At 46.1% G+C, this 15035-nt stretch carries 14 protein-coding genes; 13 read left to right on the forward strand and 1 reads right to left on the reverse strand.

Going from position 1 to position 15035, the window contains the following annotated elements; all coding sequences use genetic code 11:
• Positions 1 to 85: 85 nt before the first annotated feature.
• The gene (locus tag AC5JBY_RS00355; RefSeq protein ID WP_495902544.1) at positions 86 to 301 is read right to left on the reverse strand and encodes a hypothetical protein; all 216 of its coding nucleotides are present in this window, start codon (positions 299 to 301) and stop codon (positions 86 to 88) included.
• A gap of 417 nt (positions 302 to 718) precedes the next feature.
• Here AC5JBY_RS00355 and AC5JBY_RS00360 point away from each other — a divergent pair, with 417 nt between their 5' ends.
• The 13 genes from AC5JBY_RS00360 (at position 719) to AC5JBY_RS00420 (ending at position 15031) form a co-directional block, all read left to right on the forward strand.
• Complete coding sequence (locus AC5JBY_RS00360; RefSeq protein WP_495902545.1) at positions 719 to 2425, forward strand: peptidoglycan DD-metalloendopeptidase family protein; 1707 nt, start codon at positions 719 to 721, stop codon at positions 2423 to 2425.
• Positions 2426 to 2526: 101 nt separating this feature from the next.
• Positions 2527 to 3000, forward strand: coding sequence for a thioredoxin-dependent thiol peroxidase (gene bcp / locus AC5JBY_RS00365; protein ID WP_495902546.1), 474 nt, complete (start codon positions 2527 to 2529; stop codon positions 2998 to 3000).
• Positions 3001 to 3199: 199 nt separating this feature from the next.
• A complete protein-coding gene (locus AC5JBY_RS00370; RefSeq protein WP_495902547.1) occupies positions 3200 to 4000 on the forward strand; it encodes a hypothetical protein in 801 nt (266 codons plus the stop codon).
• Positions 4001 to 4261: 261 nt separating this feature from the next.
• Positions 4262 to 5041 carry a hypothetical protein gene (locus AC5JBY_RS00375; RefSeq protein ID WP_495902548.1) on the forward strand — a complete coding sequence of 260 codons (780 nt, stop codon included), beginning with the start codon at positions 4262 to 4264 and terminating at the stop codon, positions 5039 to 5041.
• 166 nt (positions 5042 to 5207) lie between these two features.
• Positions 5208 to 8288: a sensor histidine kinase gene (locus tag AC5JBY_RS00380; protein ID WP_495902549.1), complete on the forward strand. Its 3081-nt coding sequence runs from the start codon at positions 5208 to 5210 to the stop codon at positions 8286 to 8288.
• 65 nt (positions 8289 to 8353) lie between these two features.
• Positions 8354 to 9001 (forward strand): response regulator, encoded by a 648-nt coding sequence (locus tag AC5JBY_RS00385; protein ID WP_495902550.1) that lies wholly within the window; start codon positions 8354 to 8356, stop codon positions 8999 to 9001.
• Positions 9002 to 9119: 118 nt separating this feature from the next.
• Positions 9120 to 10016 carry an alpha/beta fold hydrolase gene (locus AC5JBY_RS00390; protein WP_495902551.1) on the forward strand — a complete coding sequence of 299 codons (897 nt, stop codon included), beginning with the start codon at positions 9120 to 9122 and terminating at the stop codon, positions 10014 to 10016.
• 8 nt (positions 10017 to 10024) lie between these two features.
• A complete protein-coding gene (locus AC5JBY_RS00395; protein ID WP_495902552.1) occupies positions 10025 to 10462 on the forward strand; it encodes a hypothetical protein in 438 nt (145 codons plus the stop codon).
• A gap of 119 nt (positions 10463 to 10581) precedes the next feature.
• Positions 10582 to 12303, forward strand: coding sequence for a hypothetical protein (locus AC5JBY_RS00400; protein WP_495902553.1), 1722 nt, complete (start codon positions 10582 to 10584; stop codon positions 12301 to 12303).
• A 307-nt stretch (positions 12304 to 12610) separates the two neighbouring features.
• Positions 12611 to 12961, forward strand: coding sequence for a c-type cytochrome (locus AC5JBY_RS00405; protein ID WP_495902554.1), 351 nt, complete (start codon positions 12611 to 12613; stop codon positions 12959 to 12961).
• Positions 12962 to 12964: 3 nt separating this feature from the next.
• Positions 12965 to 13414, forward strand: a complete 450-nt coding sequence (locus AC5JBY_RS00410; protein WP_495902555.1) for an OB-fold protein — start codon at positions 12965 to 12967, stop codon at positions 13412 to 13414.
• A gap of 143 nt (positions 13415 to 13557) precedes the next feature.
• On the forward strand, positions 13558 to 14118 hold the full coding sequence (locus AC5JBY_RS00415) for a YceI family protein (RefSeq protein WP_495902556.1): 561 nt from the start codon (positions 13558 to 13560) through the stop codon (positions 14116 to 14118).
• Between the two features lie 19 nt (positions 14119 to 14137).
• Positions 14138 to 15031 (forward strand): DUF5777 family beta-barrel protein, encoded by an 894-nt coding sequence (locus tag AC5JBY_RS00420; RefSeq protein WP_495902557.1) that lies wholly within the window; start codon positions 14138 to 14140, stop codon positions 15029 to 15031.
• The last annotated feature ends 4 nt before the right edge of the window (positions 15032 to 15035 follow it).

The following is a 15035-nucleotide window of genomic DNA, read 5'->3' on the forward strand; positions in this document are numbered from 1 at the left end:
AGCGATGGGGCCAGTATGGGCATAAAAAAAGCCTCTACCACCGGCAGAGGCTATATTTTGCTGGTTGGAATTAATTTGAATGTGATCAGTTAGCATGAAAAGCAGCAATCTCGATATCGTCCAATGCTACACCACCCTGGCGAACGATTTTCTTTTCTTCTGCCAGATGACGCTTTTCCTCAAAACGACTCTTGATACGAAATACCCATTTCTGCTTTGCTTCTGTTCCCTTAAACATCCCGACTATGGACCCTACCGTTAATGCCAGTAGTAACACCGTCCTGTTACGTATCGTACTCATAAAACACAGGTTGTAGATTTATACTTTCATTTCCTATATACTTAGACAATTTATATACGCCAAAAGCTGTTCCAAGGTTCATAAAAAACCATACCACTAAGTGGGTATTTTTGAAACTTAACATACTTATAGCGATTGGTTGTCTCCTGTATGTTTATACCCATTGCCGTGCCGGGTAACCCGCTTGTTGAACTTTTAATATTAGTTTAATATTGGCTGCTCAAACAGGGCTTTTTACTAACTTAATTCTAATGCAATTAGTCGTTTTTTATTCATGTGTAGTAAACAAAACGAGTGGATGGTAGTCTATTTCCAGTGAACTGACTATTTCCTGATTTGGGATGTTGTGTTCCGGATTCTGGACGGTTTCGTTGTAGTTTTGCGCTCTACTACTAACTCATTAAATGATCAGACAGGATGCGTGTATTGGTTTTTGTTTTATGGTTGTGTTGTTCGCTGTGTTTGCAGGCCCAGGTTTTCCCTCCGACGAGTTACCCGCAGGGTTATTTCCGTAACCCCCTGGCGCTTCCCATGGACCTCAGCGGCAACTTTGGCGAGTTGCGGCCTAATCACTATCACATGGGGCTTGACCTGAAGACGCTGAAGGTCGAAAATCATCTTGTGTATGCAGCTGCAGATGGGTATATATCCCGGGTAAAGATCGAGCCGGGTGGTTTTGGCCGCGCCATTTACATCAATCACCCCAATGGTTTTACTACATTGTACGCTCACCTCAATGACTTCAACCCAAAATTGGAAAACTGGGTAAAGGAGCAACAGTATGCTCGTGAATCGTGGAATGTTTTTCTCGAATTAACGCCTGACCAATTCCCCGTAAAGAAAGGGGACTTCCTGGCCTATAGTGGCAATACCGGTGGCTCTCAGGCGCCGCACCTGCATTTCGAAATCAGGCGTACGGCGGATGATGTGAATGTAAACCCTATGTTGTTCGGTTTTCCACTTGCTGATAATACTGCTCCCCGGATATTGCGGTTGGCTGTATATGACCGGACTAAGAGTATATACGAACAATCGCCCCGCCTTATTCCTGTAAAGGCCAATGGTAATAACTACTCTACGACGCCTGGCTTGCTTTCGGTTGCTTCGCCCAAGGTAAGTTTTGCCATTACGGCTTTTGATACGCATACCGGTTCTTCGAATCTGAATGGTATTTATGAAGCGCTGTTATACGTAGACGACCAGGTAGTGACTGGTTTCCGGATGGATAACATCAGTTATAATGATACCCGCTATCTCAATGCTCATATCGATTACCGCACCAAATCGGCTGGTGGCGCCTGGTTGCAGCATTTAAGTGATCCACCCGGTTATATCAATTCGATTTATAAGGAGGTGAATGGGAACGGGGCTATCGATATCAGTGACGGAGGAGTGCACAAGGTGCATATTGTGGTAAAGGATGGTTATGGAAACACGGCTACGCTCGATTATTCGGTGCAGTACAACGGATCGCCCGTGGCGCCGGTTGTCAATGATGCCAAAATGTTCTACCCTTTTATGCTGGATGGTTTCGAGTCGGAGCATTGTGAGTTTTATATCGGTGAGCGTTGTTTGTATGATTCGGTACATATACGACATAGTGAGGGTGCCAATACGCATCCGCAGGGTGTATCCAATGTACATACCATCGGCGCTTCTACTATTCCTTTGCAGGAGGCGTTCCTGGTACGTATTCAACCAAGCCGTCCGTTAAGTGTTAGTGAGCAGCAGCATACTTTAATGCAATGGACCAGTGGCAGCTGGAATGGTGTGCAAAGGGTGGAATGGAAAAATGGCTGGGCTTCTGCCCGGTTCCGGGATTTTGGTTCTTTCCGGCTGGTGACGGATGATGTGCCTCCGCAGATCAATACGCCCGGCCTGACTGATGGGGCCAATCTTAGTAAGGCCAGCCGCATTGTTTTTTCGGTGACGGATAATATGGGCCAGGTGAAGAATGTGCGTACGTTGCTGGATGGTAAATGGCTCCGGTTTACTAATGATAAGGGGCGTTCTTTTATTTACCGGTTTGATGAAAAGTGCCTGGCGGGCCCGCATGAGTTGGTGATCAGGGCGGAGGACGAGGCAGGGAATAAAGTGGAGAAGGCGATCCGGTTTACGCGATAGGTGTTAGCATTTAGCTATTAGGTATTAGCTAAAGGCTAACAGCCAATGACTAATAGCTTTTTGATGGATAGAACATTTTCAATTGTCTAATTTTTCAATTAATGGTTACATTACAGGTAGGGGATAAGGCGCCCGCATTCAAGGGCAAGGATCAGAATGGGAAGGCTATTTCATTGGCTGACTTGAAAGGCAAAAAGGTTGTCTTGTATTTTTATCCTGAGGATGATACGCCTACCTGTACGGTGCAGGCATGTAACCTGCGTGATAATTACGGGCTGTTGAAGCAGGCGGGTTTTGAGGTGCTGGGTGTGAGCCCCGATGAAGAAAAGAAACATAAGAAGTTTGAGGCTAAGTATAATCTCCCTTTTACTTTACTGGCCGATCCTGAACACAAGATCATCGATAAGTATGGTGTTTGGGATGAGAAGCAATTGTATGGCCGTAAGTATATGGGCATTCTGCGCACTACTTTCGTATTGGATGAGAAGGGCATCATCCGTAAAATATTCCTTCGTCCCAAGAATAAGCAACATGCTGAGGAGATTATTGAAGCATGGAAATCTCTTAGTAAGTAATAACCGGCAATCGGCAGTCGACAATCGGCAATGCATTTGCTTCGATAATAGTATCCAATAGTACTTTTCTACTCTCCCCACTTTCAGTAACATATCGCACATCTTCGGCGATTGTACAGGCTTCTTGTGCAATGCATTTTTGCATTGTCATTGAGACAATTCCTATTAATCAATTATCAACAAGGTTAAACTTTCAATTATGAAGCAAGTACGATTTTTTTCCGGAATGTTATTAGCGGCTACTGTATTCGTGGCCAGTTGCAGTAAGGATGATGACGATTATAATGATCATCCTGCTCCCCCTCCTCCTGCTCCCAAGAGTACCGTGGTAAGTGCATCGGGTGATCTGACTGCTGCTCTTACGCAGTTCAGGACGCTGTTGGGCGATCCATTAAATGCCACTCCGGGCCAAACTGGCGGCCGCCGGGAGATCAACTGGGATGGCGTTCCTGCTGCCAATACGAATAACAATACTTTCCCTTTTGATTTCTTCAATAATAAGGATGCTGGTGGACCTGCCGGCCGCAAGCGTGGTCTTGAATATGCTACCAGTGTCGTGTTGCGTGTAGATAGTACTAATTATGCAGAGATCGATGCTTCTTATGCCAATGAGTTCAAGCCTTTCAGCGGTAAACGACTTTTTGCGCATGCCAATGGTACTACTAATGATGTGTTTTTTAAAGTGGCCGGTACTAATACAGATGCGTTTGTAAAGGGTTTTGGCGTGATATTCTCCGATGTGGATGATGCCAATAGTACTTCGCTGGAGTTTTTCAGTGGTAGTAAAAGTCTGGGTAAGTTCAAAGCGCCTGTGCGTACTGATGCGAATGGTTTTTCTTTCCTGGGTGTTTTCTTCCCGGATGATAAGGTCACTGCTGTAAGGATCGTGAGTGGTAATGGTGTGTTGGCGGCTGGCGCCAAGGATATATCTGCCGGCGGAACGAAGGACTTAGTGGTGATGGATGACTTCTTTTATTCGGAGCCGGTGGCTAAGAATTAATGAAAGGCATCGAGGCAACAAGGCATAAAGGCAACAAGTTATAAGTAGAAAGGCATTAGGATCAATAGTTTGGAACTATATTAATGATGTGCGTAGGTTTTGAAGGTTAGCCCTGTGGAATGGTCCCTCCGTTTTTGCGGAGGGACTTCCTTTTTTAAAGCGGTATCCCCACATGTGGGGATGCCGTTTCCCTTGTATGGGGATTGTAAATGGCTGTGTTGCGACGGACATTTGTACCCTTCAAAAACTAATGATAGCAACATGAAAAACAAAGGGTATTTATTTATTAAATCGGGCAGGTGGCTGGCTGCCGTGTTGTTGGTCGGCTTTTCATTGTCTGCCTGTGACAAGGATAAGGATGATGAGCAGGTAATCATCGTAAGTGGTTCGGGCGATATCCAGTCGAAGGTGGATAAGTTTCGCAGTGTTTTGGGCGGACAGCTTAATACTACACCTGGCGCTGTAGGTGGCTACCGTGAGATCAACTGGGATGCTGTTCCTGATGACCTGATAGGTAAGACTATGCCTAATGATTTTTTCAATACTACCGGAGAGGGCGTACCGGCCAGCCGCCAGCGGGGCCTTACGTACGAGCCAGGTACCGGCGAGTTCAGGGTGAGCGCTACCAACTTTATTGAGGTGAATAATACTACTGGTGGTGAGTTTGCTGCTTTCAGTGGTGATAAGACTTTTGCCAATGTAAGTGCTAATCTGTGGGTGATTGAACCTGAAGTGCCGGGTAAGCGGGAGGCTGCTACAGTCAAAGGGTTTGGTATTGTGTTCTCTGATGTGGATGCGGCTAATTCCACTTCACTGGAGTTTTTCAATGGCTCCAGAAGTCTCGGTAAATTTTTCGTTCCTGCTCATTCCAATGAAAGTAGTTTCTCTTTCCTCGGTGTTTATTTTAAAGATGAAAAAGTGACGTCTGTTCGGGTAAGTCATCAGGGACCTTTGTCGGCTGGCAAGGATGTTAGTGATGGTGGTGCTGCCGACCTGATGGTTTTGGACAACTTCCTTTATGATGAACCGGTTAAGAAGTAAATAATATTTAAGCTATTAAGCTTTGTCTTTTCAGGTAGGGGTTATATCGAGCCGCCGGCATGTCAACAGCATCCGGCGGTATTTTTGCTTTTTACGGGGCTATCCCGGTTTGGCCGGACTTCTGTATTTTTAAGGTGTTGACTCCGCTGTTCCAATTATGCAGTTTATGTGCCGAAAGTTTTTATTACTGCTCTTTTTATTGTCCTGCTGGTCTGCCTTGTCTGCTCAGTCGCCTTCGTTATATTTTGACAGGCTTACGATGCAGAATGGCCTGTCGAGCAATAAGGTCAACTGTATTATCCGGGACCACCGTGGTTTTATGTGGTTTGGTACTAATGACGGACTGAATCGTTATGACGGACGTAATTTTATGATCTTCCGGTATGAGGCCGGTAATTCTTCTACTATTTCGGGTAATATCATCAATGACATTCTTGAGGATGAAAATGGTGTGTTATGGATCGCCACAGCTGATGGCGGGTTGAGCCGTTATGATTACAGGTTGTCGCCCGACAAGCAGTTCAAACAGTTCCGGCATAAGACCGGTGACAGCAATTCAATTCCTGAAAATACGATCACTTCATTGTTGTTTGACAAGGCCGGTTATTTGTGGCTGGGCACCAGCAGCATGGCTGTTTTACGGTTTAACCGGTTTACTGAAAGGTTTGATCCTCCGTTGTTGCGCGGTGGTATAATGGATATGACGCTGGATAGCCGAGGTACGATCTGGGCGGGAAGAATGGGCGGTGGTATGTTGAAAGTTGATCCCCGGAATCTTCAATTTAAAATGGACGATGGCTACCGGGACTTGTATGCCAAGCTGCCTCATCAGGTGGTGACTGCTGTGTACGCCGACGAGCAATATGTATGGTTTGGTTCCTGGGATAAAGTATTGTATCGCCGTTCGCTGGCTGAAGGATCGGAAGTGACGTTGCAGAAAACAACTGACCCTTTTTCGTTTCAGAATGATGAGATATCCTGTTTTACCCGCGATGCGCAGGAGCGTTTGTGGATAGGGGGCAAGCTTGGTGGTTTGCATGTTTATGATCCCAGGGTTGGCACATTTTATAATTATCGTTATGACCCAGCCAGGGAGGGTACCATTTCTGATGATTGTATTAATGGGCTGTATACTGATTCGAAAGGAGTTATATGGATAGCTACGAACAGGGGTATCAGTATTCACCGGCCCAGCCAGCAACAGTTTCAACAGATCTTCTTGCCTGCTGCTGATAGTAAGTCAGGAGGCAATATTGTGATCTATGATTTTTATGAGCAAGGTGATGATCTGTGGATTGGCACGAGTGAGGGTATTTACATCAGGCGTGCCGGTGAACACCGGTTTTCCTGTGTTCCGGTTTTTTATAAGGGTAACCGTTTGAAGGTGACAAGGTTTTTTCGCGATGTGGATGGCACTATGTATATAGGTACAGATTACTCGCTTTTTGTATTGGATGAATATAGTTTCAAGGTGACGCTGTTGCCCAATACGGAGAAAGACAAGGTAATGGGCAAGATCATTGACTCGAGGGTGGTTTCTATTGTGCGGGATACGATCGATGGAAATCCTGCTTTGCTGGTAGCGCCTTATGGCCACTTCCTGGCTTATTATGACCTGGTTGAGAAAAGATGGATATCGCGTCGTGATTCGCTGAAGAATGTGATCACACGGTTCAATTTACAGGACAATAACCTGATCAGAAAATTGTATAAAGCCAATGATGGCCGGTTGTGGCTTACAACGACCAAGCATGGGCTGGCTGTACGGTCAATAAAGGATTCTCTGACCATGCAGTATCATTTTTCCGGCTCTTCCAAACCGGGTGATATGGCCAGTGACAATGTGTATGATTTCACGGAAGATGCTGCTGGTAATTTCTGGGTTAGTACTTACGGTGGCGGGCTTCATTCCTATAATCAGCAGTCCCGTCGTTTTACGCATATCAACGCTTCGAATAACCTGCTGGAGGGTATGAAGCTCGATAAGAAGGGTAATGTGTGGATGATCAGCAATGGTGATGTTCATAAGTATGACCCGTTACGCAAATCTTATATTTCTTTCCAGGTACCTGATATTGAGAAGTCGGGTGGCGTGAGGGGTGAACTCTTCTGTGATCGTGATGGGAATATGTATGCTGCCGGACGTAACTACTTCATTGTATTTAATCCCTTGCGTGTACAGGAAGAGCATTCGGTGCCGCAAGTGTTTTTTACCGACTTCAAGATCTTCAATGAGTCTTTCAACGAGTTGTTGCAAAATGACCAGATAAGACTGGCTTATGACCAGAATTATTTCACCGTGGAGTTTGCTGCGCCTGATCTGTCGGCCCGGCAGGATATACGTTATTCGTATATGCTGGAAGGCCGGGACGGACGCTGGATCGATATTGGCAGCCGTACCTCGCAGGAATTCTCGAACCTGGAGGCAAAGGATTATGTATTGAAGGTGCGGGCTGCGAATAATTCGGGTATCTGGAATGAAAAGGTGGCGACCATTCATATTACTATCATTCCTCCGTTTTGGCAGCGCTGGTGGTTTTATGGGTTATGTGCTCTCCTGATCGGTCTTATTATTTATACTATCTACCGGTACCGGATCGATCAGCTGTTGAAGCAGCAGGCTATCCGGAATAAGATTGCGCAGGACCTGCATGACAATGTGGGGTCTACGCTGAGTAGTATTTCTGTATATAGCCAGGTGGCCAAGATCTATAATGAGCAGGAGCGGCAGGGTGACCTGAAGCAAACGCTGGAAAAGATCAGCGATACTTCGGGTGAGATGATCTCGGAAATGAATGATATTGTATGGGCCATCAATCCACGGCATGATAGCATGGAGACGATCTTGCAGCGAATGGAATCTTTTGCCCGGCCCTTGCTGGCTTCTAAAGGTATCGTGTTTCATTTTAATGTGGAGCCTGCTATCAAGCAGGTGAACCTGGAGATGACGCCCCGCAAGAACTTTTACCTGATCTTCAAAGAGGCCGTTAATAACGCGCTGAAGTATTCGCAGTGTAAGAATCTATGGGTATCCATAAGCCTGAAGCATCACCACATTGAGCTATCGGTAAAGGATGACGGGGCAGGGTTTGACATGGAGAAAATCGAGTTGTATGCTTCGCAGTCATTATCGGGTAATGGCCTGCGTAACATGGAGATGCGTGCTGCCGAGATGAAGGGAACGTGGAAGATCAGCAGTAAGCCGGGTGAGGGAACGGTGGTCCATTTGCGGTTTCCTGCCGGGTAGGTACTCACCGGAAGTGGGGATAGGTGGGTAACGGCAAAAATGCGAATTTTGAGTAATACATTTTTATGAGTCTCCGTATCGCAATATTTGATGATAATAAGAATATCCGTGAAAGTATCAGCTTACTGCTCAGGACCGTGCCGTCTTTTGAGGTGGTGGGCTCGTTTTCTCATGTTCTAGACTGTGTGGAAGATGTTCAGGACTGCAAACCTGACATTGTGCTGATGGACATTGAAATGCCGGGTATGACCGGTATCGAAGCTGTAACTGCTATCCGGAAGGAATATCCCCATATACAGATCCTGATGCAGACTGTTTTTGAAGATGATGACCGTGTTTTCGATTCTATTTGTGCCGGCGCCTCGGGTTATATTCTCAAGAACCACCTGAACACCAAGCTGGTGGAAGCTATTATGGAGCTGCAGTATGGCGGCTCACCTATGTCGCCCTCTATTGCGCGCAAGGTATTGGGTAAACTTCAACAGATCCCTCAACATATCAAGCCGGAAGAAGCTCCGGACTATCATCTCACTCCCCGTGAAAAAGAAGTGCTGGCCTGTATCGTTGAAGGCCTTAGTTATAAGATGATCGCCGACCGGCTGTCGATCAGTTATGAAACTGTGCGCAGCCACGTAAAGAAGATCTATGAGAAGCTTCATGTTGCTTCTCTTACTGAGGCTGTGGCCAAGGCAATCAATCAGAAGATCGTTTAATTTTCGCTCCCCATATCTGGTTACTGTTTCTCTGGTTTTGGTGATTGTACAGTTTTAGCGGATAAGACAATTTTGTGTTCTCAATCCACAACTTTTCAATCATTCAATATTTAAAGCCATGAGTAAGCAAGTATTTTACCTGTTATGGGTGTTGTTGTTATTGGATACTGGTCTGCAGGCCCAGTCTGCGAGAAAGTTTGTTGTTTTTCCTGCCGTTCAAACGATCAAATTGAAAACCGGTGTCAGCCTGCAGTTTGTAGAGCAAGGTGACCCGCAAGGAACGCCGGTTGTGCTGTTGCACGGGATCACTGATTCCTGGCATTCTTATGAACTGGTGTTGCCTTATCTGCCCGCTTCGGTGCATGCTTTTGCTTTAACGCAAAGGGGGCATGGTGATTCGGAGAAACCTTTAAAAGGGTACGATCCCAAAGAGTTTGCAGCTGATGTAGCGGCGTTTCTCGAAGCACGTAAGCTCAAAGCAGCTGTTATCGTAGGGCATTCTATGGGCTCAGTGATCGCTCAACGTTTTGTGCTCGACTATCCTGAAAAATCATTGGGTACGGTGCTGGTGGGCAGTTTTGCCAGTTTTACGAATAACGAGGCTGTTCAGGGCTTTGCGCAGGTGCTGGACACTTTAAATGATCCCATTAGTGAACAGTTTGCTGCAGAGTTTCAGCAGAGTACAATTGCTAATCCCGTCCCGCCGTCCTTTTTGCAAACTGTAATCAAAGAAAGTCTGAAAGTGCCGGCACGTGTATGGAAGAGTATAGGTGCTGATCTGTTCAAGGCTGATTATGTGAGCCGACTGGGTGGGTATACTAAGCCTGCGCTGATCATATGGGGCGATAAGGATGTGTTTTCTCCAAAGGCTGACCAGGAGTTGTTGAACAACACTTTTAAGCGTTCGCAATTATTGATCTATAAAGGTACTGGTCACGCTGTGCATTGGGAAGATCCTGTGAGGTTTGCCGATGACCTTGTATCATTTGTTAAACAAATTAACCCTTCCAAGTAAGAACCGTTATGAAAAATATTTCGCTTTGTGCTATTGTATGTCTGCTGCTGAATAGCTGCAGGAAAGAAAAAAACTCCCGAGAACCAGAGAAAGAGAAGTCGGTTGTTGAATTGCTGACGCAAAAGAAATGGATCCTGACTGGTTATGGGTTCGATGATAATAATAATAAGCTGATCGACGAGAGTGAGAACCTGATCCAGGAGTGCCAGAAGGATAATTCTTATGAGTTTTTTACTGGTGGCTCCGGCGTTGTAAAGGAGAATGAGCAGGTATGTTCTGTCGGAAACCCCATTAATAATTTTCAGTGGGAGTTGGGTAATGGCAATAAGGACCTGTTGATCTCTTTCAATCCTGCAAGGATCGCAAAACTGGATGAATCGTCCATGGTATTGAGGCACTATGTTCCAGGACTCATTGACAGCCTTACTACTGTGTACAAACATTAAAATGATTAACCTGATGAAGCATTTGAGTTTTATACAACTTTTTTTCAGCCGCCGTCAATGGCTGAAGCATCTTTTGAATGATTTACCTACCCCCGACTTTAACCTGAAAATAGTCTTTTATGAAAAGTAATTTATTGGTTGGTTTTGCTATCAGCATTGTATCTGTGGCGGTGATGCTGGTAGCTTTCAAGTTAGCACCGCCTCCCAATCCTGAATGGCAAAAGAGTGGGCGTGTGATCTTTTGCGCTCCTTCTTTCGATGCTGATAAATTGAAAGCTGGCAAAGCGCCTTTGATAAAGGGTTTGGGCAAGCTTCATTATCGTATTACCACCCGGTCGAAAGAGGGACAGCAATATTTTGATCAGGGGCTTACGCTGGTATATGCTTTTAACCATGGCGAAGCCGGGCGTTCGTTCCTGCATGTTATTCAGCTTGATTCTACCTGTGCTATGGCCTGGTGGGGTATGGGCATGGTGCTGGGGCCTAATTATAATGCAGCTTTGAACCCTACCAGTCTGGGAGAGATCAATGATGCCATGGCAAAGGCTGTAAAATATTCTGCTAATGCATCGCCCAGGGAGAAGGCTTTGATCGCTGCATTGGCTAAACGTTTTCCCAAGGAGCCGGTGGCTGATATGTCGCCTTATAATGCGGCTTATGCAGCTGCGATGAAAGATGTTTATGATCGGTTTCCGGGTGATGCCGAAGTTGCTACGCTGTATGCAGACGCGTTGATGAACGAGCATCCCTGGAACCTGTATCTGAAGGATGGTACGCCTCAGCCGTGGACAAAGGCTATCGAGGAGCTGCTTGAGAAAACGATCGCTGCTTTTCCCGATCATCCTGGTTCGCTGCATTTATATCTGCATGCGGTAGAGGCTTCGCGTACAGCAGACCGAGGTCTGACTGCGGCTGGTAAGCTGCTGGATATGTTGCCGGCGGCGGGTCACCTGGTGCATATGCCTGCGCATATTTATATCCGCACCGGCTATTATCATGAGGGTGTGCTGGCTACTGAGAAGGCAAGGCTTTCTGATAGCAGTTATATCGATCAGTGTAAGGCTTCGGGTGCTTATCCATTGTTGCTTTATCCGCATAATATTCATTTTCTGGCTGCCTGTGCTTTCCTGGAGGGTAATAGTAAGAAGGCCATCGAGGCTGCCTGGGGCGTATCGCGCAATGCCGACAGAAAATATCTCGCTTCTTCGGGGACTGTACAGCATTATTATATTATTCCTTTTTATGTGCTGGTGCACCTGGGCAAGTGGGACGATATTTTGCAATTGCCTGTTCCCGGTGAATCGTTGAAGTACCCACGCGCCATCTGGCATTATGCCCGGGGGATGGCTTTTAATGGAAAGGGGAATGTGCAGGAAGCTCAACGGGAATTGAAGGCTTTACAGGCATATGCTGCCGATGAATCTTTGCGGTCTCATTTAGTATGGGAAACGAATAGTTCTCTTGACCTCATTACCATTGCAGCGCTCACGCTGGAAGGAGAGATACTGGCCGGCGTGCAGCAGTATAAGCAAGCCACTGCGTTGTTGAGGCAAGCGGTTGCTATCGAGGATAAACTGAATTACCAGGAGCCACCGGATTGGTTTTTCTCGGTGCGTCATACGCTGGGTGATGTATTGCTGCAGGCGGAGCAGTTTGCTGATGCTGAAAAGGTGTTCCGGGAAGACCTGGCGACGTTGCCGGAGAATGGCTGGGGGTTGATGGGGCTATATAATAGTTTGCAAGGGCAGCAAAAGACTGCCGAAGCAGCTGTTGTGAAGCACCGGTTTGAGCGGGCCTGGCAGTATGCCGATTTTATGATTGTTTCTTCGAGGAAATATTAATTACATAATGCAGGGTGAGCCGTCCCGTCAACGGACGGGAAGGGCGACCCACCCTGCATTCATCAATTTTTTGAAAGCCGATCCCTGTTTCGGGTGTTTAAGGAAACCCTCATTCCCTTATTGACGTATTGATAATATGAACCTGGAAGAAGGTGGTGGTTTCCGGTCGTTGCAGCGGATGACTTCTTTCATGGGTTATCATAAGTTCTAAGGGTTTGGTTCCCTGTCCTTTCCAGGACAGGGATTTTTTTTGAGGCAACCTTCATTATTAAATGCGCGTAAGAGTTATCACAGGAAATGCATTTATATGATGAAAAAAGTTCTTATCACTTTGTTTGTGTGCCTGGCCGTGTTTATAGGCTGTACCAATGATAAAGACGAATTGTTGAATCCTTTCAACGGCGATTGTACGGGTGTGAATGCCAGTTTTGCGAACGATGTATTACCGATCATCCAGGCAAATTGCCAGGGATGTCATGGCGCTGGCTCTACCAATGGTCCCGGTGCATTGACCAATTATGACCAGATTAAGAATGCTGCTGCGCGGATAAAGAATGCAGTTGTTTCCGGCTACATGCCTAAAGATGCCGGCCCCCTGCCTGCTGCCGAGATCAGGAAGATCAGGTGCTGGGTTGATTCCGGAACTCCCAATAATTAATTCATGCGAAAGAAACCGTTAATTATTACTGGTATCGTGCTGGTGCTTGGTGTGGTTGCTATATATGCTTACCGCGAATATAACCGTACGAATGTAAACCTGGTGGAAGTAGCTCCTGATTTTACGGTGGAGGCTACTGCCCTGGTGGATGAATTTTTGGCCAATGATTCGGTGGCGTATAATAAGTACCGCAATAAAATATTGGTTGTGCAGGGAATGGTGAAAGGGGTGGATAAGGTAGATGGCGACTGTACGGTGGTGTTGGGCGATACCGTTGAAATGTCCTCTTCTGTAAGATGTCTGCTGGATAGTGCGCACGTGGCTGCTGGTAGTGCTTACAAGCGTGGCAACCGGGTAACGATCAAAGGGGCTATAACAGGGTTCAAGAAGGATGATACGGGTTTGTTGGGATCGGATGTGGAATTGACGAGGTGTGTAGTGGGTGCAAAGTGAGATGTCGGCAATCGGCAGTGGGCAATCGGCAATACGTTTGCTTCGATAGCAGATTTCTCACTTCGCTGTCGCTCCGTTCGAAATGACAAAACAAAGTGTGTTCACAGTAGTAACGTAAGTGTTAAACTAAAATAGTATTGGAAATGAAAAAGCGGATTATAAGTCTGACAGGTGTATTGGTATTGTTATCGGTGCTGGCTTCTGCGCAGGATAAGTTTTTTACCAAGAATGGCAGGATATCTTTTGTATCCAAGGGCAATGTGGAAACCATCTCTGCCAAGCATAAAGGCATTACTTGTGTGCTCGACTCCAAGAGTGGGGCGATACAGTTTGCCGTGCTGATGAAGGGATTTGAATTTCCCAAGGCCCTGATGCAGGAGCATTTCAATGAGAATTATGTAGAGAGTGATAAATATCCCAAGGCCGATTTTAAAGGCCAGGTGGTGAATAATGGTGATGTGAAGTATGGTCAGGATGGAGTTTATAACACGAAAACCAAAGGCACGCTTACACTACATGGCGTGACCAAGGAGATCGAAGTGCCCGGCAAGATTACCGTGAAGGGTGGAAAGCCTCAGCTGAGTGCGGATTTCACGATCCTGTTATCGGATTATAATATCAAGATACCATCGCTGGTAAAGGAGAATATTTCAAACACCGTGTCTATTACGGTGGACTGTGCCCTGGAACCGTTAAAGAATTAATTGTTTTAATACTGCTGTTATGAAAAAGATATTGGTTGGTTGTTTATTGGTTTTGGCTGTAGTGTTGATTAGTAATGTTGGTTATGCGCAGGACCAGGACTTGCTAAAGGAACTGGGTACTGATTCGATAAAGAAGGAGTATGTAAAAAATGCTTTTAAATCGTCGAGGGTGATCCATAGTCATTCTATGGAGTTTCTTGGTAAGGGTGTGTTGGATGTGCGCATCTTACACCGTTTTGGAACGGTAGACAATGGTTTAAAGGACTTGTTTGGTCTGGACGAAGCTAATATGCGTTTTGGATTTGATTATGGGCTAAGTAATAATCTTACTGTCGGTATTGGCCGGAGTAATCTGAATAAGGAGCTGGATGGGTTTATCAAGTTCCGGCCGGTACAGCAATCCAAAGGGCCGGGCAGTGTTCCTTTTTCAGTAGTGTTGATCACCGGTATGTCTTTAAGAACGCAGGATTTCCCTGAACCGCAGGATGTATATAAGTTCAAGCACCGGTTGGCTTTCTATCAGGAGGCGATCATTGGGCGTAAGTTTAGTGAAGGGTTCAGTTTGCAGTTGAATCCTATTTACCTGCACCGCAACCTGGTGCCGGGCTCCAATGATGAAAACAATACCTGGGCGCTGGGTGTTGGCGGCAGGATGAAGCTGACGAAGCGTACTGCTTTTGTAGTGGATTATACGCCTATTCTTTCCGGACGCCAGGCGGGCACCAAAGATCCGCTGGCGGTAGGCTTCGATATAGAGACCGGTGGTCACGTATTCCAATTGCATTTCACCAATGCTACCGGTATGAATGAAAAGGCTTTCCTGACTTCTACTACTTCCGACTTCTGGAAGGGTGAGATTCGGTTTGGGTTCAATCTTTCGCGGGTGTTTACCATCCGGAAGAAAAAGGAGTAAAGGA

The sequence above is a fragment of the Paraflavitalea sp. genome, assembly GCF_059502485.1.

Bases quoted from the DNA above. Each gene is read 5' to 3' on its own strand.
- AC5JBY_RS00380 (WP_495902549.1), top strand. From the start codon at position 5,208: ATGTGCCGAAAGTTTTTATTACTGCTCTTTTTATTGTCCTGCTGGTCT.
- AC5JBY_RS00375 (WP_495902548.1), top strand. From the start codon at position 4,262: ATGAAAAACAAAGGGTATTTATTTATTAAATCGGGCAGGTGGCTGGCT.
- AC5JBY_RS00390 (WP_495902551.1), top strand. From the start codon at position 9,120: ATGAGTAAGCAAGTATTTTACCTGTTATGGGTGTTGTTGTTATTGGAT.
- AC5JBY_RS00410 (WP_495902555.1), top strand. From the start codon at position 12,965: ATGCGAAAGAAACCGTTAATTATTACTGGTATCGTGCTGGTGCTTGGT.
- AC5JBY_RS00385 (WP_495902550.1), top strand. From the start codon at position 8,354: ATGAGTCTCCGTATCGCAATATTTGATGATAATAAGAATATCCGTGAA.
- AC5JBY_RS00405 (WP_495902554.1), top strand. From the start codon at position 12,611: ATGATGAAAAAAGTTCTTATCACTTTGTTTGTGTGCCTGGCCGTGTTT.
- AC5JBY_RS00370 (WP_495902547.1), top strand. From the start codon at position 3,200: ATGAAGCAAGTACGATTTTTTTCCGGAATGTTATTAGCGGCTACTGTA.
- bcp (WP_495902546.1), top strand. From the start codon at position 2,527: ATGGTTACATTACAGGTAGGGGATAAGGCGCCCGCATTCAAGGGCAAG.
- AC5JBY_RS00360 (WP_495902545.1), top strand. From the start codon at position 719: ATGCGTGTATTGGTTTTTGTTTTATGGTTGTGTTGTTCGCTGTGTTTG.
- AC5JBY_RS00415 (WP_495902556.1), top strand. From the start codon at position 13,558: ATGAAAAAGCGGATTATAAGTCTGACAGGTGTATTGGTATTGTTATCG.
- AC5JBY_RS00420 (WP_495902557.1), top strand. From the start codon at position 14,138: ATGAAAAAGATATTGGTTGGTTGTTTATTGGTTTTGGCTGTAGTGTTG.
- AC5JBY_RS00395 (WP_495902552.1), top strand. From the start codon at position 10,025: ATGAAAAATATTTCGCTTTGTGCTATTGTATGTCTGCTGCTGAATAGC.
- AC5JBY_RS00355 (WP_495902544.1), bottom strand. From the start codon at position 301: ATGAGTACGATACGTAACAGGACGGTGTTACTACTGGCATTAACGGTA.
- AC5JBY_RS00400 (WP_495902553.1), top strand. From the start codon at position 10,582: ATGAAAAGTAATTTATTGGTTGGTTTTGCTATCAGCATTGTATCTGTG.